The following is a 20,622-nucleotide window of genomic DNA, read 5'->3' on the forward strand; positions in this document are numbered from 1 at the left end:
CCATGGCCTCCCTCCGGCAGACACATCCCTGCGTTTCCATCATCGTTCCCGTTTACAATCAGGAACGTTACCTTGAAGAATGCGTGCAGAGCATACGCAAACAAACCTTCACGAACTGGGAATTGATCCTTGTAGACGACGGCTCTACTGACTCGTCCGGAGAAATAGCCGTCCGTTTTACGGTTATTGACTCAAGAATCAGCTACCTGAAGCAGGAGAATGGAGGCGTTTCTTCCGCTCGTAACGCAGGCATACAGCAGGCCACTGGAGAGTATTTGTGTTTTATTGACGCGGACGACTCCATTGCCCCGGATTTTCTCGAATGCCTCGTTACCATCTCCCATGAAAAGCAAAGCAGCCTGACAGTCGTCGGAAGCTGGTTGTGCCGCCAATTTCCAATGGATAAAATACCGGCTCTGCCTACCTGGGGCATGTTCCTGCGCCGGGATGTGGTGGCGAAAAACGAGCTCAAATTTCCAGAGGGAATCCAGCCTTGCGAAGACGGCCTCTTTTCACATTTCCTGCTTGCCCTGACGGACAGAATAGCCTTCTGCCCTGAAGCCGTCTATCATTACCGCCAGCATCAGCAGGGCAACCATCACCAGATACTGAATCAAACGGCGAAAATCCTGGATATGGTTCCCCGGTGGTTTTCCCTGCTTGAAGAATTCTACGGTAGCAGGGAAAATCTTCTGAAAAAGAAATCCGGGCATATCATCCGCTTCATTGAACATGAACCTTTTGAATTCCGCCTGCTCGGCATGCCTTTTTCCCCGGAAGAAGGAGAACGTCTGGACACCATTATCCGCCGTTTCCTCAACTCACATTTTTCCTCTGAAGAATGCCTGGCCTCCGGCCTGCATTTCCCTTTCCAAGTGTTTCTACAATCTTCCGGTTTTTCCGATTTTAAGAAAAAGCTCCGGCACATAGAACAACGTGCCCGAATGATCCGGAAAATCTCTACCCTGTGCCCTATTCCTTCTTGGAGGCGCAAAGCTAGGATGCAGGCAAAGGAATTATTGGAAATGATTGACAATATTCACAAAAATATTTCATTCTGAAACTGCTTTCCCATTTTCATACCCCGGAAACCGTATATTTTACCATACACACACTCCGGAAGGAAATATTCAAATGGACACATGCATCCATTCCCTTGCTTTCCACAACTCATGGAAAATTTTTATTTTAAATTTATAGTTCCTTATTGAATATTAAACTGCTATTAGCAAATAGCAATAGAAATTAAAAACAAACGGGACATTCAGGGCAAGAAAGAAAACGGCGTATTGAGCATCAAAATTTGCAGTCTGCTCCTCGATGAAAAAGACTGTCTCCCGTGAAAAACAGGTAATTGTCATTTCTTGTCGTAACTAAAACATCATCTTTCGCCCGTGACAGGGTTTGAATGAATCTGCACAGGATACCTTCATCTTTTCCTCACAGTACAAAGACAGCGACGCTGACTTACATACAACGAAATATCTGAAGAACCTGGAAAATTAATATGATCTTTCTTGACACAGAAACAGCTTTGATGGGAAAAGAAGATCTCCCATGCCTCAGATTTCCGTCATTATTCCCGCTTATAAAACACAGCAATACGTTGAACGCTGCATCTATTCCGTTCTGGGGCAAACTCTGAACAATATTGAAATCATTGTGGTCAATGATTCGTCTCCGGACAATACCCTTTCCATTATTGAGCAAATAGCGTCAACCTGGTCGGGAAATAAAACCATACGCATTATTTCCCATGAACGGAATCAAGGGTTATCCGCAGCCAGAAATACGGGAATTACTCATGCTCAGGGAGAATTCATCTATTTCCTGGATAGTGACGACTACATTGCCCCGAACGCCTTGGAAACTCTCCTGAATTTGGCTCAAGCGGAAGATGCTCCCGTCACCATAGGCGGAGTTCTGCAAGTAGATGAGGAAGACAAACCGCTTGATCATCAAATATGCCACATGCAGAATACGGTTCTACAGGGTAGAAAGGAAATTCTGCATGCCCTGCGGATACTTGATATCTACATTTCAGGATGCAACAAGCTGGTACGCCGCGACTGGCTGCTGGAAAACAAAATTTTCTTTGATGACGGGTATCTTCACGAAGACTGGCCCTGGTGCCTGAGGTTGGCCCTGCATGCGAACAAGATCGTCTGCAACACCTATGTCTGCTACTATTATGTTTGCAGAACCGGCTCCATCACAGACGGCAAAGACTTGAATAAATGCTTTAAAATAGCTCAAATGATTCAGAAACTGGTGGAAATCCTGGATGAATCCGGAGAAAGGGATACCATGGATCCTTGGGTATTCACTCTCGCTCATGAACTGAGAGGCCATATTTCCATGAGTTCCAAGGGAATTACTAAGAATATTGCCCTGGCTCATTGCTTTTCCCTCCTGCCCACTTCATTTGCAGAACATATACTTTCCTCTAAAAAACGGGCCATCCTCCGGCTATGGAAGGTTCTTCCCTCATGGATGCGTCATACAATTCTTTGCCGCATTGCCGGAAAATAAACGGCAAGAGACGGATGGTTTCACGAGAGCGTGTCGGCACAATATAAAACGTGATTGTTCAGTTTAATCGCGCGTTCCGCGTATCTAGGCCCGGGTAATACTTGCATTATGCCAAAGAGAAAGATCTGGCACAGGAATCATGGGCCATCATGCCGGAACACCGTTCCAACAACCGGGACAAGGAGAAGGCCACGCCAAAAGACAACCAGCCGCCACCCTCAGCCACATCATTCCTCTCCCATGGGCCTAATACAACACCTGCGGTTCAAGCATCTGCTGGCGTTCCTTGTCCTTCTCCAGGGGGATGTTCTCCTGTTTACGCCTGGCATCCTTCAACCGTTTTTCAGCAATGGACGCCCGGGTTTCTCCGGCTTTCACCTGGAATCCCGCACATCTTCCCCCGGGAGCGCCTGGCCGTACGCCACCTTTCCCACATCCACGATGCAGTTCTTCTCATTCAGGCGGAACACCAGCGTTTTCCGCTTTTCCTGCGGACGGCCGTAATCCGTGTACACTTCCGCGTACAAAGTAACCGGGGCCAGCATTTTCTGCGACCGGGTGCCGTAATAATGCGCCTGGATTTGATAGGGACCGGGCAGGGCCTTGCGTATCAAGTATTCTTCCGGGCCATAGCCCTGCGTCACATCGCGGGACAAATGACCGCCGGAAGAAGTCCGCTTGTGGCTGTAATAACATTTCTCCTCCCTAACGTCCGTTACCCAGAGGTCCATGTCTGACACGTCCGTGTCCCAGTTGATGACCACGCGTAAATCAACCTCCACCGGCTGCAGGAATGCGGGATCCATTCCCCCGGTATCCAGTTCCACCCCTGCCGCCCGGCTCCGGGAAACGAGCCGGTTCAGCTCCACCAGGACAATCTGCTCTATTCCGGTGAAGCGGCTGGACATCGGGCGTTCCAGCACCTCACGGTACATGTCGAACGCCTTCTGGGCTTCCCCCAGCTCATCCAGCACCAGAGCCAGATCCCGGTAGGACTGCGGTTCCTCAGGGAACAGGTCTTTCACGGTTTCAAAAATGAATTTCGCTTGGTCCAGTTCTCCCATGTAGCGCAGCTTGTAGCCCAGCATCCGAAGCAGGGAACGGTTTTCCAGTTCCAGTTCCGCCAGGTTGGACAGAATCTGAACAGCCAGGGCCTTGTCTCCTTTTCCGGCAAACCAGTCCGCGCAGTCCATGTAAAAACCGGGGCTTTCCCCGTACTTTTCCTTGAGCTTCATATAGACCGCAAAAGGACGGTCCGCCGCATCCAGCGCGGCCAGGTACGGCGCCTTGGAATTCCACGCCTTCACGTTCATCACGGGAGCAGAGCCGGCATTTCGTTCCCGCGCCTTTAATTCAGTAAAACTTTCTCCTCCTCCCAGAAACAGGGGCCCGTCTATCTCCTGATTATTTGGAGCCGGATTTTCGTTCCCCAGCAGATCCGGGGAAGCAGGGGGCAAAAAACGCAACCCGCTTGCCGCTCCTGTACTCCCCGGTTCCGAGAAAGGTGACGAGGCAGAACCAACGGCGGACTCCTCCTGGAGGACATTTTCTGAAGAAGAATGAACCGGGTGCTCCCAAAGAGAATCAACTTCTGCCAGAGCATTACTTCTGCTTTCATCAAAAGCTGCGGAGTAATAGGCACTTTTTCTGTGTGTGACCGTCTCTACCCCCTTTCTTGCTGAAACATTTTTCGGATCTTTTTCCAATATCCTGTTAAACAGGAAAAGGGACTTATCATAATCCCCAAGATCATAAAAACCGTATGCCAAGCGGAAGGTTTCCGCTATATCCACGGGTTCCCTGTCCAATTCCCTGTCACGGGCAGCTTTTTTCTCAGCTGCTTCTTTATCTTCCGCTTCTTTTTCCCTGAGGCGCTTTTCCATAGCCGCCACGCCCTTCAAGGCCGTAGGGTTATTTCCCTCTTCTTTCAACACCTTCCGGTAAATATCCAGCGCCTCCCGGTCGTTGCCCTGGCTCGTATAAATCAAGGCCTGTTTCAACCGGTCATCTTTCAAGACCTTTTCCATTTCTTCCGGATTGAAAAATTCCCTTGCGTACCATTTCTGCATTTCTTTCCAGGAAGCAAGGTACTCTTTTAAGCGGTTTAATCTTGCGGCCTCTTCAACCATGTCTTCCCCCTGTCCGCGTTTCAGCATTCTCTTATCATATTCCGCACGCAATTCCGGAGCGGAAGCGGGAGGACGCACACCGTATTTCAGGTATTGATCCAGAGAATCCAGTACGAGCAGAGAAGTACCGGGCGTCACGATTCCATATTCCATCCCCAGTTTCCCGACAGCTTTATCCCTCACGGCAGAGGGGGACTGGCAGAGAAGTTCCTGGAGCCTTGCCTGGGCATACAAGGCCCTCAGCATGGTTCCGGGCAGCGCCCCGGAGGCATCCACCGCCACGGGAATTTCCACTCCGGCAACCTCTGCCGTTCCGCAATAGGAACCCGGCTCCAGTTCCGCCAGCAAAAGGACGGAATCCGATGGCATTCCAGGAGCATCATACCTTACAAACGCTCCCCAGGGCATATTCTCACTGTCAATATAACGGATGGGAATTTCCTCCCCGGCAAGACGCTCCATCGCCTGCTCCACCGTTTGACTGGCCAAATCAACCACAGGAATGCCCATCCGAATGAACGTATTTGCATCCTTGCGCGGAGTCACCATCAGGGCAAAGGTTTTAGCGGAATTAATCCCCTTCTTTTCCGGCAAAGGGCTGAAATTGATAAATCCATCGCTGACAATCAGGCAATCCCAGGCCCCGGAACGAGCGTTCAGCTTTTCCCGGAGAATACTCCAGTCACAAGTGGCGCCGTCATAGTCCAGAGCCAGCAGTTCGCGGGCCAGTTCATCCAGATTGTCCGGAGTCACCTCGAATGTTTTTGACGGCATGATCCGGTCCCGGAAGACAGTCAGATTGATTCGGATTTGCTGCCCCTGCGTTCTGCCGCAGGCAAGATACCGTTTCAGAAAATCCAGAAATTTCGGAACATCCGCTTCTTTCATGGAACCGGAAGCGTCCCAAACCAGCTCCATCGTGGGCGCGGCTTCCACGCCGCTCTTCCTGTCTGCCCGCACAGGCCGGGGAATAATCACGGCGGCATAGTCCCTCCCGTCAAAAGACTCCACAAATACCTTCGCTTTCCCTGCCTCTTTTCCCTGCGCACGCGGCAGGGAGATGAACAGGTCTTCCGTCAGAGACAGGCCGTTCCACTCCTTCTCCGCCAGGAAGGCGCTGCGCCAGTCCTTGAATTCCACATTGTCCAGAGGCGAAGAGACGATGACGGGCTTCCGGCCGCTGAATACTTCCACCCTCAGCTTGAAGGAATCCAGCCTTTCCTTGAAATTCATCGGAAGCTGCAGGGATGGAACCCCGGAGGAATCTATGGGAAGTACAGTGGAATAACGCAACCGTACGGTGCGCGTGCCTCCGGCGGGAATGGGATATACGCGCGTCTTGAACATGTTGCCGCCGGACCATTCCACCAGACCGGGATCAACCTGCTGGCGCACTTCCTCTTCAAACGCCACGCGCGCCTTCTGCCTGGGCACGGGAACGCCGTCCACCATGCGGCCGTTAATGTCCAGCGCATACCCCTGTACGGTGGCTCCGGCGGGAAGCGGATACGTCAAATCCCCTTCCATCACACGTGTGTTGGGATTGTGGAAGACAAGCGTCACTTCCGTTTCCGACAGAAAATCCATCACCCGGGAGTTGATTTCCGCCCGGGAAATGGAAACGGGACGCTCCCCCCCCCGGCATTCCACCTTCATGGAGGGAGGTGGAAGAACGGGGGAACGTAACGAAGCCGTTTGGCCCAGCGAAATACAGCAGCCAAGAATGCACAGGCAAAAAGAAGATAAAAAATTCATCATAGGAGGAGGGGGAGGGGTGGGTGACAGGAAAAACAGGCTTTTCCCATCCCTCTCTTCCTACCATAAGGAAAAGTCCGTGGCAAACTATTTGTTATCAACGACCTTTCCGTTATTGAATTCAAAGGACTACCCCTCCGGAGAGCAAGGAAGCCGCCCCTCTTCTTCAAAAGTGAAACCTGACAGCGGCAAACCATGTCCAGCCGCTGAAGCACCTGGCACCTTCCGGCGCCCCGCCGGTCGTCGTATATTCCCCGCCCGCCATCAGCTTCAGCATGTCCGGATCTTCCGGGAAAAAGTAATAATTCAGGCCCATGTAAAAGGAGTTCATCGTGCTGACCCATTTGGGATACGTGGTCACCGCAGGAACATAACGGGCGTACATTTTCACGGCGTCCCTGCCATGGGAAAGCTGGTAGCGGAATACTCCTTCCCAATGGGGAGAAAACCTGTAGGAAGGCAGTACTACCAGGCCGCCAACATTCTCTCCCAAGGCGTTTCCTACTACATTGAACCCGGCCATGAGTTCCGTTACCATGGAAAATTTCCCCCGGGACATAACCCAGTCCACTGCCGCCACATCCCGGGCTCCCAACCCGGAGTAATAGGAATCCTCCGGCAGGGGGCGCCCCGCGTAATGAGTGAAATTATGAGCATACGTCAGCCAGACGCGGCTTTTCTCTCCCGGCAGAAAGCCGCGGGCGTCCAAGTCAACGGACGCCTTGGCAAAAGCGCTGTCCTCCGTGTTAAACCTGATTTCATGGGCCAGGCTGCTGCTGGTGTCATTCAGAAAAACGGACGCCTCCCACCCCACGGGCACATCCTGCCGCGGATTTTCCAGGACGACTCCCCAGTTGGAAATAGTACCCAGCTGATTGACCAGGTCAGACCGTTCCAGCGTTTTGATTTCACTGGCCGTCTCACGGAATTCCGTAGTCATCTTTGTAGTGATTTTCCCGGCGCGCACGAAGAAGGAGGGATTGACCTTGTATTTCAGATAAAGTTCAAAAATGCTCCAGTCCGTTTTCGTCCTGCGCCAGCGGCCATTTTCCACCTTGTACATGCCGTCCAGCTCTCCCATGTTCGTCAAACTGTGCAGCGTCAGGCGGTTCTTGAAGAAAATGGCCTCAAAGCCCACCTGGAGACGCCGCCATTCGTCCTCACGGCCATGCGACCCCTTCCGGAATTGATTGGCTCCGGAGGGGGAAACCCAGGCCCCCTGGTATTGCCCCGTCAACAGCAATTTGAACTGGTTCAGGAATTCCGCATCCTTGTTTTTGTAGAGATAGGGCATCTCCTTCAGGCGGGAGTACAAGCCGTCTTCCGCCGGATGGGAAGGAGCTGGTTTGGAAGCTCCGGGACCTGCCGGACCGGACGCCTTCCATGCCGAACCTTCCGCCCGCGCAAAGTCCTGCCCCCAAACCAGGACTACCAGAAGAAAACAGAGAATACGGGCTGACATATCCCATGAAGAGACACGTTTCGCTTGCGCTTCCGTTGAAGGGATGCCGGAGGATGCCGCGCATCCCGTGCGACGCTCCGGACCGGGTTAATGCGGCGTGTGAGGCTCCAGCATCTGCTGGCGTTCCCGTTCCTTGTCCTTGGCCAGGCGGCGCGCCTCCTTGGTCAGGTACTGCTGCAGACGGAAAGCCTTCTGTCCCTTTTTGCGCACCACATGCTGGGAAGTGCCGTCCGGGAGAATCGTGCACGCCTGCACGTTGTCCTTGAAACAGGCGTCCAGGATGGACTTGAGGCGGCGCGCCAGTTTTCCATTGGTTACGGGCACCATGAGCTCCACCCTTTTGTCCAGGTTGCGGGTCATCCAGTCCGCGCTGGCAATAAAGAGCTGGTGGTTGCCGCCATGGTGGAAGAAAAAGATGCGGGCATGTTCCAGATAGCGGTCCACAATGCTCACCACGCGGATAACCTTGCCGTTGGGCCGCGGGCCCGTCTTCAGGCAGCAGATGCCGCGAACATTCAGCTCAATGTCCACTCCGGCGTCTGCGGCCCTGTACAGGGCATCAATAATTTCCACATCCTGAAGACTGTTCATCTTGGCGGAGATGCGGGCGGGTTCCCCCTGCCTGGCACGTTCAGCCTCTCCTTCAATGAGTTCAATGAGACGCGCCTTCATCAGCGCCGGGGAGGGATACAGCTTGCGGAAACGCATGAGCTTGGTGCGCCCCGTCACGGAGTTAAAGAACTGGGAGGCGTCCGCCCCCAGCTGCTCGTCACAGGTGAGGTAGGAAATATCCGTGTAAATCTTGGCGGTGGTTTCATTGTAATTCCCCGTGCCGAAATGGCAGTAACGCCGCAGCATGCCCTGCTCCCGGCGCACGACCAGGCAGATTTTGGCATGGGTCTTCAGTCCCTTGACGCCATAAACCACCTGCACGCCGGAACGCTGCAATTCCTCCGCCTTTTCCAGATTGCGCGCTTCATCAAACCGGGCTTTCAATTCCACCAGTGCCGTCACCTGCTTGCCGCTTTCCGCAGCCTTTTTCAGGGCGGCCACGATGCGGGAGTTTTTGGCGGTGCGGTACAGCACCTGCTTGATGGCAATGACGTTCGGGTCTTCCGCGGCTTCCTCCACCAGGCGCAGGACGGGCTCAAAGCTTTCATAGGGATGGTTGAGCAGAATGTCCCCATTGGCCATGTTTTCAAAGATGCTGACGGCAGGGTCCACGGAAGGGGACGGCTGCGGGGACCACTGCTCCACTTTAAGCTGGTCATTGCCGGGGGCAAAGGCCATTTCCATGAAGTCGGAGAGCATCAGAGGGCCCTTGAGGTCATAGGTCTCCTCCTTTCCTGCGCCGACGATCTGCATGATCCGGTCATGGAGGGGGGCGGGAGCGGAGGATTCTATTTCCAGCCTCACGCATTCGGAGAATTTGCGGGCCACCAGCACTTCTTCCATTTCATCCGCCAGATCCAGGGCGTCTTCCTCCTGCACGGCAATGTCTCCATTGCGCGTAACACGGAACACCGCCGCGGAAAGAACGGTTTCTCCGGGAAAAACGGTGCCTACGCACTCCCGGACCAAATCTTCCAGCATCACGTAGCGTTCCGTTTCCGCGGAAGGAACGGGCACACGCCGCGGCAGGCCGTCCGGCAGGGCCACCACGCTGACGCGGCTTTCTCCGGTTTCATTGTCCCGCAGTTCCACGCCCATGAGCAGCTTCAGGGACGGGAGCGCGGGGGCCTCCGGAGCATCCATGTCCAGCGGCGTCAGCAGCGGGAAGATCTGGTTGTTGAAGTATTGTTCCAGCGTCAGCTTCTGGGAGGTGCTGAGGTCTTCCAGAGCCAGGGGATTGATTCCGTTGATTTCCATCCACGGCAGGATTTCCTCATGAAAAAGGCGGTACTGGTCCTCAATCATGCGGCCCACGCGGGAGCGGATGCTCTTCAGCTGGCGGGTGGGGGTCAATCCGGAAATATCCTTCACGCGGGAACCGGAATGCCGCAGCATTTGCAGCCCCCCTACGCGCACCATGAAAAACTCGTCCAGGTTGGAAGCGGTGATAGCCAGGAATTTCAAGCGTTCCAGCAGCGGAAGATCCGTTCTTACGGCCTGGTCCAGCACTCGCTGGTTGAATTCCAGCCAGGAAAGTTCTCTATTGATATATTCGTTCGACATGGAGAAAATAAAGGATGAGAGTTTTTTGAATCAGCCTACCGCTGGGGCACCAGCACGACGTCATAACCGAAGATGTCCGCAAACAGGTCGCCTTTCAGCCGCAGGGCCAGGTCTTCCACGGCGGTTTCCCGCACGCCCTGAAGCTCCAGCTCAAGCACGCGCCCGTGAATGTGCGCCCTGACGCCGTTCACGCGCTGGGCATGGCCGCGCTCCAGGGCATCCGCCACGCGGAGAATGGAAGCCATCTTGGCCACGCGCATGCGGTCCGTCAGTTCCAGCTCCCCGTACATGGGGTCGGAATTGGCGGGCACCTCATGCCGGTGGTAGCGGGCCAGCAGGGCAATGGTTTCCACGTCGTCCCGGGAAAGGCCGAAGATTTCACTGTTCAGGATGATGTACTGGGAATGGAGCTGGTGATCCTGCTGGCTGATGAAAGACCCCACCTCATGCAGGATGGAGGCCACCTCCAGCAGCAGCCGGTCATGCTCGGAAAGACGGTGCAGGTCCTGGAGCTGGTCAAACATTTCCATGCAGAGGCGCGCCACATGCTCGCGGTGCCCCTTGTCCGCCTGGTACCTGTCCGCCAGGATGCCGGCGAAGTGGAGCACTTCCGCTTCCAGGTCTCCCGGGTGCTGCTCCGCCCGGATCAGGCTGCTTGAAAATTCCTCGTCATAGCCGCTTCCGGGAATGATCACGTCATTCAGATTCAGGCTGCGGGCAATCATCTCCGTCATCAGCACGGCGGGCAGCAGGGAATCCACCCCCGCAAAGTCCGCCCCGTAAACGTTCATGCGCTGTTCCAGGGTGGTGCGGGACATCCGTTCCGCTTCCGCCACCAGGGCGGAGCACGCCACCTTGCCTTCCGGCGTCGGATCCAGGCGTTCCCGGAGCTGCTGCATTTCCTGTCCAATGACAATGAGGCCTTCCAGACCCTTCACGCCTCCGTAATCCAGGCAAATCTGGTCCACCTGCCCGCGCATGTGTTCCCGCAGCAGGGAAAGTTCCGCCACATCGTCCCCGTATTCAATTTCCCCGACGGCTTCACCCGTGCGGTGCGTCCCCAGCCGGTAGCAGGAATAGCGCACGATGCGCCCCTTCTGGAACAGGAGCACGCGGGTATTGCCCGGCCCCGTATGGACCACGAGCACTTTCTTCTTGTTGAAGCCGGGGTACTGAGCCAGCGTTTCCTGCACCTTCACGTAAATAAGGCGCGTCATCTTGCCGTCATCAATGCGGCGCCCCCGCAGGCCGTGGGCCACATGCATGCGGTTGACGAACACGTCTACGTTGTCCGCCTCGGAAATGATGTTGGAAATCATGAACCGGACGGAGAGCCTGCTGCCGGTCCCGTATTCCTTGAGAATTTCCAGATAGTCGCCGATGATCTGCACGCAGCGGTCCATGGTATGCCGGGAAATACGGCGGAAACGGAAAATATCCCGCGCCATGGGCACGGGCTGCTGGAGAAAATCCAGCAGCCGGATCCTGTCCTGAACCACCTCAGCCACCATCAGGCTCATGGAGCTCGGCCCCAGGTAGATCACCGCCTGCGTTGATAATTCCGAATCGTGAACCTGCTCGCCTTGAGTCATTGCCATACCATGTATTGTTTCCCAGCCGTGGGGCAAGAATGGCAGCGTGACAAAAACGCCAAACCACCCATTCCCGCAAGGGGTAGAATAAGGAATTTGCCTTTTGACAGCAAGAGAGAAGCGCGGCTCCTTTTCCGGTCCGGCGGAACGGTCTTGCAGAACGGCTATTTCCGGTAAGCTCCCAGCAAGGGAACCAGGCGGGGGGCGAACCGCTTCATGCAGAAAAAGAGTCCTGCCAGCACGGAAAAGATAACGGGCACCAGGCAAAGCCAGAAGACGTCCCAGGCCACTCCCTTCCATGTAATCCAGCCGCTTTCCCGCAGCAGGATGATGACAATGTAGTGCGTTCCGAAGATGAAGAAGCACGCCGGGGCCAGTCCCGCCAGCCATTTGGCCGCTCGCGGAAACCATTCCGTAAACAGAATGGCCAGGGACATCAGTCCCAGCATGCCCAGCGCAATGAGCATGGAGTTGTGCTGCTCCCGGTGGCCCACCAGCCACCAGGTAAGAGCCAGCGTGGCAAGAAGGAACGGGACCGCATACCGGTGCACGGCTTCCGTCAGGAACGGGAGCGAATACCGGGAAATGTACATGCCCAGCAGGAAAAACCCCAGGCTGTTGGCAATGGGATAGTCATGATCCGCCAAGTCCAGCGCAAAGTAGTTCAGGGAAAGCATGATGAGCCCCACCCAGAGCAGGTAGTTCCCCAGCCGGTACAGGAGGGGGGCCACGGCGGTATAAATGATGATATCCCGCAGGAACCACATGGGAGCGTCCACCGGGTGCCCGGCAATACCCAGGCAGCGTCCGAATGCCGCAAGAGCGGGCCAGAAGCCGCTGCCGGCTTCCCCCTTCAGCCATGCATACATGGGCTGGTAGGATGCGTAATATTCATGAAGGGGAGACCACCCGATCAGGACGGCGGCCATCAGGCACCACACCAGGTACGGCCGGAAAAGGAACCAGCTGCGCTTCCACAGGAACAGGCTCCCCCCGTCCAATGGACCGAAGGCACCGCGCCCTACAAAATAACCAGCCACCAGCAGGAAAAAGGGCGTGCGGGCCGCCAGGAATTCCGCCCATATCCACCGGTACAGCTCCGCCGAATAAAAAGCCATGTGGTTCGCAATGATCAGGATGCAGGCGATCACGCGGGCTACATCCACCCACACCATCCGGCGGGTGGCCGTCTTTTCCAGAATTACGGGCTCGGGAATAGGGGCGGCAGTCTGCGTCATTCCCATATGGGGCTGGAATTACAAAGGAGCGATTCCGAGCTGCTCCGGCAGCGCAATGCGCGGGCGCTCCGTCACAATCAGGGGAGCTCCGTCCGTGACAATGACCGTATGCTCAAAGTGCGCGGAGGGCTTGCCGTCCGCCGTGATGACCGTCCAGCCGTCATCCAGAATTTTAACGGAAGGCCTCCCGGCATTCACCATCGGCTCAATGGCCAGAGCCATGCCCTTTTTCAGGCGCGGAAGCTTGTAATGGGGGCGGTAATTGGGAATCTGGGGTTCTTCATGCAGATGGCGGCCTATGCCGTGCCCTACAAAGTCCCTGACGACAGTATACCCGCGGGGGCGCACAAAGCCTTCTACAGCCGCGCAAACATCCGCCAGCGGAACGCCCGGCCTCACCAGTTCAATGGCGCGGAACAGGGATTCCTCCGTCACGGCCAGCAGCCGCAGCTTTTCAGTATCCACCATGCCTACCGGCACGGTCATGGCGTTGTCTCCATACCAGCCGTCCACAATGGCGCCCACGTCCAGGCTCACAATATCCCCGTTCTGAATGCGGCGGGGGCCAGCGCTGCCATGCACTACTTCCTCATTGATGGAAATGCACAGCTGGCCCGGAAACCCTCGGTACTGGTAAAACGCATTGCCTACCTTGTGCTTTTTAAAAATTTCACGCGCAATGTCGTCTATCTCCCGCGTGGTGCGGCCCGCCTGGACCTCGGCCCCGATCTCCATCAAGATTTCCGCCGTTACAGCTCCGGCCTTCTGCATCTTGGCAACTTCGCCGGGAGACTTGATGTAGATTCGTTCTGCCATGGGATTCGCTTTTCTATTGCCGGTATTCTTCCAGCCTGCGGACCAGATCATGGAAAACCTCGGAAGGTTCCCGTTCCTCAGTCACCGTCATTTTAACTACCAGGCCGCGGGCTTCGTAGTATCTGGCTACGGGCAGCGTCATGGCTTCAAAGTCTTTCCAGCGGCGCGCAAAGGCTTCCACATTGTCATCCTTGCGGGAGACCATCTTGCCTCCGCACTTGGAGCATACCTCCTCCGGGGTCTGCACCACATAACCGCACGTGGAACATTCCCGGCGGCGCAGGATGCGCTGTTCGATAAGTTCCCTGGCTACGTCCATCCAGACGACGACGTCCACGGACATTCCACGCTGGTTCAGAAAATGGTCCAGGGCTTCCGCCTGCGCAACCGTGCGGGGATAACCGTCCAGCAACCACGCATCGTTGTCCCTTTCCAAAAGCCATCCGCGCACCATGTCATTGACGATCTCGTCCGGTACCAGCATGGCCTTGTCCATATAGCCCAGGGCCTTGCGTCCCAATTCCGTGCAGGATTCGATTTCCCGCCTCAGCAGGGATCCCGTGCTCAGGGAGTTCAGGTTGAAAGTATCAGCCAGAAACCGGCCCTGAGTTCCTTTGCCAGATGCGGGAGCCCCAACCAGAATGAAATGCTTGAGATCCTTCATGTCTTTACTTTCCAACGTAGGGGGGATGAGGAACTTCCTTACTGCATGGCATTGTATGCGATGGCTCCGGCCAGAACAAGCAATGCAATGACAACCCACATGACCGTGACCGTGCGGCTGCCTGCGGGAGCGCCGGTGCCCTGGATGTGGCTGTATTTGCCCTTCAGCTTGCCTTTCTTCAGGAAGCCGTCGTAGTTGCGAGAAAGAAGAGTGGTTTCCACCTGGCGCATCATGTCAAGCAGCACGCCGACCAGAATCAGAAGGCTGGTGCCCCCGAAGAACTGGGTAACCAGGTACGGGATGCTACCGCCGATGTTCAGCAGGGAAGGCAGGAAGTAGATCAGGGTCAGGAACGCGGACCCGGCAAAGGTCAGCCTCTGCATGGTCTGGTCCAGGAAAAGGGCGGTGGGAGGGCCGGGACGGATGCCGGGGATGTAGCCGCCGTTGCGCTTCAGGTCTTCCGCGATCTGGGAGGGCTGGAACATGGTAGCCACCCAGAAATAGGAGAAGAAGAAGATCATGAGGCCGGAAATGATGTAGTACCCGGAGGAAGCAGGGTTCATCCAGTCATTCATCTTGGTGGCGATCCACTGCAGGGTGGTATTGTAATGGGCGATCTGGGCAAAGAGCACCTGCGGCAGGGACAGGATGGCCGTGGCAAAGATGACGGGCATCACGCCGGAGTAGTTGAGCTTGAGCGGCAGGTACTGCGTGGCTCCGTTAAACATCTTGTTGCCCATGACCCGCTTGGCATATTGCACGGGAATGCGCCGCTGGGCCTGCGTTACCGTGACAACGAGGGCCACCACGACAATCAGGAAGGCGATCAGGGCCACGAGGAGCATGGCTCCCATCGGAACGACAGCGCCGTCCTTGTACACCAGCGTTTTCCAGGCCAGGGTCACCGCACCCGGAAGGGCATGAATAATGTTGACGGAAATGATGAGGGAAACGCCGTTGCCGACACCTCGCTCCGTGATCTGGTCACCTATCCACATCAGGAACATGGTTCCCGCCACCATGATGAGCACCGTCATCAGGGCAAACTGCATGCCGGGATCAATGACGAGCTGGCAATCCGCAGGAATGTTGAGGCCCACGGCTTTCAGGCGGTCCGGATGTTCCAGCGTGCCGACGAGGAACCAGCCCTGCACGATGGCAATGACAATGGCAATGGCGCGCGTCCATTTGGTCATCTTCTGGCGACCGCCTTCCTCCCGCACCATCTTGGCCCACTGGGGAACCACCGCGGAAAGAAGCTGAGTCATGATGGAAGCGGAGATATAGGGCATGATGCCCAGGGCAAAAATGCCGCACTGCTGCAAACCGCCGCCGGAAAAGATGGTCAGCACGGTAGCCAGGCCTGCTCCCGGGCCGCTGGCGTTCGCAGAGGCTTCAATCACTTTCTGCAGCTCCATGACGTCAATGCCCGGAAGGGGTATCTGTACCCCCAGGCGGACGACGACGATCATCGCCAGTGTGAACAAAATCCGGTGCCTGAGCTCCGGTACTTTCATGGAGTTTGCAAATGCGGATATCATGGTCCTGTATTATAAAAATTGTCGCGCAGCTTGGCTTGCCTGTCACGGCGGCTTGTACCCGGGGCATCCATGGGAACCGCAACAGTAAACACAATGATGCGAACCGGGTCAAGCTGCATGACCCGGTCCGCCAAATGTGATTAGGCTTCGCTAAGCACGGTGACGGTGCCACCGGCCTGAGTCACCTTTTCGCGGGCGCTGGCGCTCACGAAGTCCACGACCACGTTCAGGTTCTTGGTCAGGGTGCCGTTGCCGAGAAGTTTCACGGCGTCACAGGGACCTTGAACGAGCTTGGCTGCACGCAGGGTGTTTTCATCAACCGTAGCGCCGGCTTCAAACACGCGTTCGAGCTGGGAGAGGTTGACGATGAGGATTTTGTCCTGGAAGCGGGTGTTGTTGAACCCCTTCTTGGGCAGACGGCGGTGAAGAGGCATCTGGCCGCCTTCAAATCCCGGACGGATCGTGCCGCCGGAACGGGCTTTCTGGCCTTTGTTGCCTTTGCCGCAAGTCTTGCCGAGACCGGAGCTTTCCCCGTTGCCGAGGCGCTTCTTGCGGTGCTTGGCTCCGGGATTGGGCTTAATCGTATGAAGCTGTAACATGTTATTTACAATGGTTGGATTTCGTGGAGGCGGCGGCACCGGGCAGCCGCCTCCTTGTCAGGTTAGATGGCCTTTTCCTTCTTCTTGCCGCGGTCGGCAAGAACCTGGTCGCTCGTGCGCAGGGAAGCGAGAGCCTGCAGGGTGGCCTTCACCACGTTGGCATGGTTGGAGGAACCGAGGGATTTGGCAACGATGTCACGCACGCCTGCTGCTTCCAGCACGGCACGGATGGTGTTGCCGGCGATCAGACCGGTACCGGGGGAGGCGGGCTTCAGGAGCACCTTGCCACCGCCGAATTCGGAGTAGACTTCATGCGGAATCGTGCCGTTGGCAATGGAGACCGGACGAAGCTGGCGCTTGGCGGCTTCCGTAGCCTTGCGGATAGCGTCTGCCACTTCATTGGCCTTGCCAAAGCCGAAGCCTACACGGCCTTCCATATCGCCGCTCACGACGAGGGCGGAGAAGGAGAAGCGGCGGCCGCCCTTGACGACCTTGGCGCAACGGTTGATGAACACAACCTTTTCAGCCAGCTGGGGGCCTTCTTCCACGGGAGCTTCAGCCTGGGGGCCACGGCGGCCGTCACGGCGGGGACCACGGGGTCCGCGGCCATTCTGACCGTCACGACGGGGTCCGCGGGGACCGCGGAAGTCGCGGCCGCCCGGTGCGGGTTGCTGCGCTTGAGCGGGAGCGGCGGCTTCCGTAGCAGGAGCAGTGTTTTCCGTTTCGTTATTCATTTAGGGAATCTTTCAATTAGAATTTCAAACCAGTTTCGCGGGCGGCATCGGCCAGGGCCTTCACCTTGCCGCAGAACTTGAAACCACCGCGGTCGAAGACGACTTCAGTGACATTGGCGGCCTTCGCACGTTCACCAATCAGGTTGCCCACCTTGGTGGCGGAGGCGCGGTTGGCGAGCTTGGAAGGATCGGCGATGGAAGCATCGGCCGTGGAAGCGGAGCAGATGGTCTTGCCTACCGTGTCGTCGATGATCTGGGCATAGACGTGACGGTTGGAGAAATAGACAGCCAGACGGGGACGGGAAGCCGTTCCGGAGAGCTTTCTGCGGATGCGGCGGCGAACCTTGGAGCGGATGGCTTTGCGATTGATAGTACTCATCGTGTATAAATATGTTGTAATAGTTATTACCTGAATTACTTACCGACGCTCTTGCCTTCCTTGCGGCGGATAACTTCACCGGCGAAGCGCACGCCCTTGCCCTTGTAGGGTTCCGGGGGATAGTACGCACGGACTTCAGCGGCAAACTGGCCTACGACCTGCTTGTCCACGCCTTCGACCGTCACTTTCGTGTTTTCAGTCACGGTCACCTTGAGGCCTTCGGGAATCACCTGGTTGATCGGATGGGATTTGCCCAGGTTCAGGTCCAGAATGTTGCCCTTGACGGCGGCGCGGAAACCGACGCCGACGATTTCAAGGTTCTTGACGAAGCCTTCGGAAACGCCGATGACCATATTGTTCAACAGGGAACGGTTCGTGCCGTGCAGGGCGCGAAGCTGGCGGCTTTCGCCAGCGCGGTCAACGGACAGCTGATTGCCTTCAACGGTGGCGGTGATGCCTTCCGGGAGCGTCCAGGAAAGCTTGCCTTTGGGGCCTTCCACCTGAACGGAAGAGCCGTTAACCTTTACCGTTACCTTGTCCGGCAATGTGATGGATTTTTTACCAACTCGGGACATATGTTTAGGAAATGTTAATGGTTACCATACAAGGGCGAGAAGTTCGCCACCGATGCTCTGCTTGCGCGCCTGCGCACCGGTCATCACACCACGGGAGGTGGAGACGATGGCAATGCCAAGCCCACTGAGAACGCGGGGAATGTCCTCGGAAGAAACGTACTGACGGCGGCCCGGCTTGGAGCTGCGCTTTACGTCGGTAACGACCGGCTTGCCCTGGGAGGTAAACTTGGTCTTCACCTTGATTTGCTTCTTGGTGCCTTCACCGATCACTTCATAGTTCCAGATGTAGCCTTCTTCCTGCAGAATGCGGGCGATTTCCACCTTGATGTTGGAGCAGGGAGCGGTAAATTCCTCGTTGCCGGCCAGGCTGGCGTTTTTCAGGCGGGTGAGGAAGTCGGAAATGGGGTCACTTAATACGGCCATGGTAAGAAATAGTTAGGCGTTAGCGGTTTGGGTTTCTTCGGCCTTCTTCGGTTCGCGCATGGGAACGCCCAGGGCGCGGAGCAGGTCGCGGCCTTCATCGTCCGTAGGAGCGGAAGTCACGAAAATGATGTCGAAGCCGATCTGACGCTTGATCTGGTCAAGTTCGATTTCGGGGAAGATGGACTGGTCGGAGATGCCGATGGCATAGTTCCCGTTGCCGTCAAAGGACTTGTAGGGAAGACCGCGGAAGTCGCGGATGTTCGGAGCCGTCACGTTGATGAAGCGGTCCAGGAATTCCCACATGCGGGTTCCGCGCAGCGTGACGCGGGCTCCCAGAGGTTCGCCTTCACGCACCTTGAAGTTAGCTACGCTCTTGCGGGCGAAGGTGACGGACGGCTTTTGTCCGGTGATTTTGGCAATTTCGTTGACGGCATCTTCCACGGCCTGTTTGCGGTCCGGGTGCTTGCCCATGCAGGAGGTGACAACAATCTTCTCCAGGCGGGGAATCTGATGCACGTTCTTGTATGCATGCTTCGCTTGAAGGCCGGGAACGACCTTTTCACGGTAGTATGTTTGCAGTGTTGGTGTACTCATTGTTTTAGCGGGTCAGCTCTTTATAATGATTTGATGGCTTAAGCGCAGGGTCAGGCCGGAGGCCTAGCCTACTTTTTTCACGTTGGAGATGTGAATCGGGCCGTTGATCTCCTGAATGCCGCCTTCCGGGTTCTGCTCGGTCGGGCGCACAGCCTTTTTCAGGGTGCGGGCGCCTTCGACGATGACAGTACCTTTGGAAGCATTCACGGCGAGAACGGTGCCGCGCTTGCCCTTGTGGTTACGTCCGGCGATGATTTCTACTTCATCACCTTTTTTCACGTGGGTCTTCATATATGACTATTTCTTACGCGTTTATGCGATTAAGATCTGCCACCCCCTTGGTGGCAGGGCTGGAAGAGTATTATAGGATGGACCTTTTCGTCAAGCCCGCATCCTAAAAAAATCGTTTTACCGCCCCTGCGCCAATGCGGAACGGAAAATGAAAAGCATCCCGGCATGCCAATCCCGCCAACGCGGGAACACCACTGGCGGATCCGGATTCCGGCACCTCCGGAACGGTTTTACTCATCGTCCGTAGGAATTTCCGCCCCCTGCCAGCGCAGCTTGGCCCTCAGAAGAGCGCCAAAGTTCTGTTTGCGGAGATGAACCAGGGACAGGGTTTCCGGCGCCTTCCGGATCATGAGGCTTTCCCCCACTTCAATGGGATAGGCGGAACGGCCGTCCAGAGAATAGACCATGGAGTCAAAGCGGCCGCGGCGCTCACGGGGCCGCAGGCGTATGGTCATGGTATCCGGAAGCACCACGGAACGGTTGGTTAAACTGTGCGGGCAGATGGGAGTGACGCACACCACGCAGGACATGGGCCATACCAGGGGCCCCCCTGCGGAAAGGGAATACGCCGTGGAACCGGTGGGGGTGGAGACCAGAACGCCGTCCGCATGGTAGCGGTTCAGCAACTCGCCGTCAATCTCCGCATCCAGGTCCACCATCTTGCCGGACTGGGCGCGGATCAGGGAAACTTCATTCAACGCCAGCTTGCGGGGAGGAACGGCGGAGCCGTCAACCCCCATCTTGACCACCTCCAGCATGGAGCGGTCATCCGTCAGGTAGGAACCCTCCTGGAGCGCATACGCCAGCAGCGGCAGTTCCTGAACGGAACAGGTAGTCATGAATCCCAGCCGCCCCAGGTTCACCCCTGCGAGAGGCACGCGGTGCATGGCCGCCAGGGAGGAGACGGTAAGCATGGTGCCGTCTCCCCCGAAGGTCACCAGCATGCTGCACCGGCCGATGACCTGTTCCAGGGCATCCGGGGTTTCAATGACGCAGGAACCCAGACCGTGACGGGAAAGTTCCCGGCGCATGATGCGCAGCGCTTCCCCCAGTCCCGGTTTTTCCGCCAATGCGACCAGGCCGATTACCTTGGAAGGATTCATGCGGGCAAGCATACCGTATT

Annotated in this window: 18 protein-coding genes; 2 read left to right on the plus strand and 16 right to left on the minus strand. The window is 56.3% G+C overall.

Going from position 1 to position 20,622, the window contains the following annotated elements:
- Positions 1–2: 2 nt before the first annotated feature.
- Together LIO64_RS00250 and LIO64_RS00255 are read left to right on the plus strand one after the other, a co-directional pair.
- On the plus strand, positions 3–1,061 hold the full coding sequence (locus LIO64_RS00250) for a glycosyltransferase family A protein (protein WP_290547449.1): 1,059 nt from the start codon (positions 3–5) through the stop codon (positions 1,059–1,061).
- A 496-nt stretch (positions 1,062–1,557) separates the two neighbouring features.
- A complete protein-coding gene (locus tag LIO64_RS00255) occupies positions 1,558–2,532 on the plus strand; it encodes a glycosyltransferase family 2 protein (RefSeq protein WP_290547450.1) in 975 nt (324 codons plus the stop codon).
- Between the two features lie 374 nt (positions 2,533–2,906).
- On the opposite strand, the gene LIO64_RS00260 is transcribed toward LIO64_RS00255, so the two are convergent.
- The 16 genes from LIO64_RS00260 to LIO64_RS00335 all read right to left on the minus strand — a co-directional run bounded on the left by LIO64_RS00260 (position 2,907) and on the right by LIO64_RS00335 (position 20,602).
- Entirely contained in the window at positions 2,907–6,419 is a 3,513-nt protein-coding gene (locus LIO64_RS00260; RefSeq protein WP_290547451.1) for a VIT domain-containing protein, read from the minus strand.
- A gap of 163 nt (positions 6,420–6,582) precedes the next feature.
- The gene (locus LIO64_RS00265) at positions 6,583–7,878 is read right to left on the minus strand and encodes a hypothetical protein (protein ID WP_290547452.1); all 1,296 of its coding nucleotides are present in this window, start codon (positions 7,876–7,878) and stop codon (positions 6,583–6,585) included.
- Positions 7,879–7,965: 87 nt separating this feature from the next.
- Positions 7,966–10,053: a polyphosphate kinase 1 gene (gene ppk1, locus LIO64_RS00270; protein ID WP_290547453.1), complete on the minus strand. Its 2,088-nt coding sequence runs from the start codon at positions 10,051–10,053 to the stop codon at positions 7,966–7,968.
- A 35-nt stretch (positions 10,054–10,088) separates the two neighbouring features.
- A complete protein-coding gene (locus LIO64_RS00275; protein ID WP_290547454.1) occupies positions 10,089–11,651 on the minus strand; it encodes an HD domain-containing protein in 1,563 nt (520 codons plus the stop codon).
- 158 nt (positions 11,652–11,809) lie between these two features.
- Entirely contained in the window at positions 11,810–12,883 is a 1,074-nt protein-coding gene (locus LIO64_RS00280; RefSeq protein ID WP_290547455.1) for an acyltransferase, read from the minus strand.
- Positions 12,884–12,901: 18 nt separating this feature from the next.
- The gene (gene map, locus LIO64_RS00285; RefSeq protein WP_290547456.1) at positions 12,902–13,699 is read right to left on the minus strand and encodes a type I methionyl aminopeptidase; all 798 of its coding nucleotides are present in this window, start codon (positions 13,697–13,699) and stop codon (positions 12,902–12,904) included.
- Between the two features lie 13 nt (positions 13,700–13,712).
- On the minus strand, positions 13,713–14,363 hold the full coding sequence (locus tag LIO64_RS00290) for a nucleoside monophosphate kinase (protein ID WP_290547457.1): 651 nt from the start codon (positions 14,361–14,363) through the stop codon (positions 13,713–13,715).
- A 38-nt stretch (positions 14,364–14,401) separates the two neighbouring features.
- Positions 14,402–15,880: a preprotein translocase subunit SecY gene (secY, locus tag LIO64_RS00295; RefSeq protein ID WP_290547458.1), complete on the minus strand. Its 1,479-nt coding sequence runs from the start codon at positions 15,878–15,880 to the stop codon at positions 14,402–14,404.
- Positions 15,881–16,044: 164 nt separating this feature from the next.
- Positions 16,045–16,503: a 50S ribosomal protein L15 gene (gene rplO, locus LIO64_RS00300; protein ID WP_012419978.1), complete on the minus strand. Its 459-nt coding sequence runs from the start codon at positions 16,501–16,503 to the stop codon at positions 16,045–16,047.
- Between the two features lie 62 nt (positions 16,504–16,565).
- Positions 16,566–17,237 (minus strand): 30S ribosomal protein S5, encoded by a 672-nt coding sequence (gene rpsE, locus LIO64_RS00305; RefSeq protein ID WP_343230517.1) that lies wholly within the window; start codon positions 17,235–17,237, stop codon positions 16,566–16,568.
- A gap of 16 nt (positions 17,238–17,253) precedes the next feature.
- Complete coding sequence (gene rplR, locus LIO64_RS00310; RefSeq protein ID WP_022396876.1) at positions 17,254–17,616, minus strand: 50S ribosomal protein L18; 363 nt, start codon at positions 17,614–17,616, stop codon at positions 17,254–17,256.
- A 35-nt stretch (positions 17,617–17,651) separates the two neighbouring features.
- Positions 17,652–18,191: a 50S ribosomal protein L6 gene (gene rplF, locus LIO64_RS00315; RefSeq protein WP_290547459.1), complete on the minus strand. Its 540-nt coding sequence runs from the start codon at positions 18,189–18,191 to the stop codon at positions 17,652–17,654.
- Positions 18,192–18,212: 21 nt separating this feature from the next.
- Positions 18,213–18,614, minus strand: coding sequence for a 30S ribosomal protein S8 (gene rpsH / locus LIO64_RS00320; RefSeq protein ID WP_290547460.1), 402 nt, complete (start codon positions 18,612–18,614; stop codon positions 18,213–18,215).
- A gap of 12 nt (positions 18,615–18,626) precedes the next feature.
- Complete coding sequence (gene rplE, locus LIO64_RS00325) at positions 18,627–19,208, minus strand: 50S ribosomal protein L5 (RefSeq protein ID WP_290547461.1); 582 nt, start codon at positions 19,206–19,208, stop codon at positions 18,627–18,629.
- A 63-nt stretch (positions 19,209–19,271) separates the two neighbouring features.
- Entirely contained in the window at positions 19,272–19,499 is a 228-nt protein-coding gene (rplX, locus tag LIO64_RS00330) for a 50S ribosomal protein L24 (RefSeq protein ID WP_012419972.1), read from the minus strand.
- Between the two features lie 230 nt (positions 19,500–19,729).
- Positions 19,730–20,602, minus strand: a complete 873-nt coding sequence (locus LIO64_RS00335; RefSeq protein ID WP_290547462.1) for an NAD(+)/NADH kinase — start codon at positions 20,600–20,602, stop codon at positions 19,730–19,732.
- Between the last annotated feature and the right edge of the window lie 20 nt (positions 20,603–20,622).

It is taken from the genome of Akkermansia sp., assembly GCF_020860705.1.
Taxonomy (GTDB): domain Bacteria; phylum Verrucomicrobiota; class Verrucomicrobiia; order Verrucomicrobiales; family Akkermansiaceae; genus Akkermansia.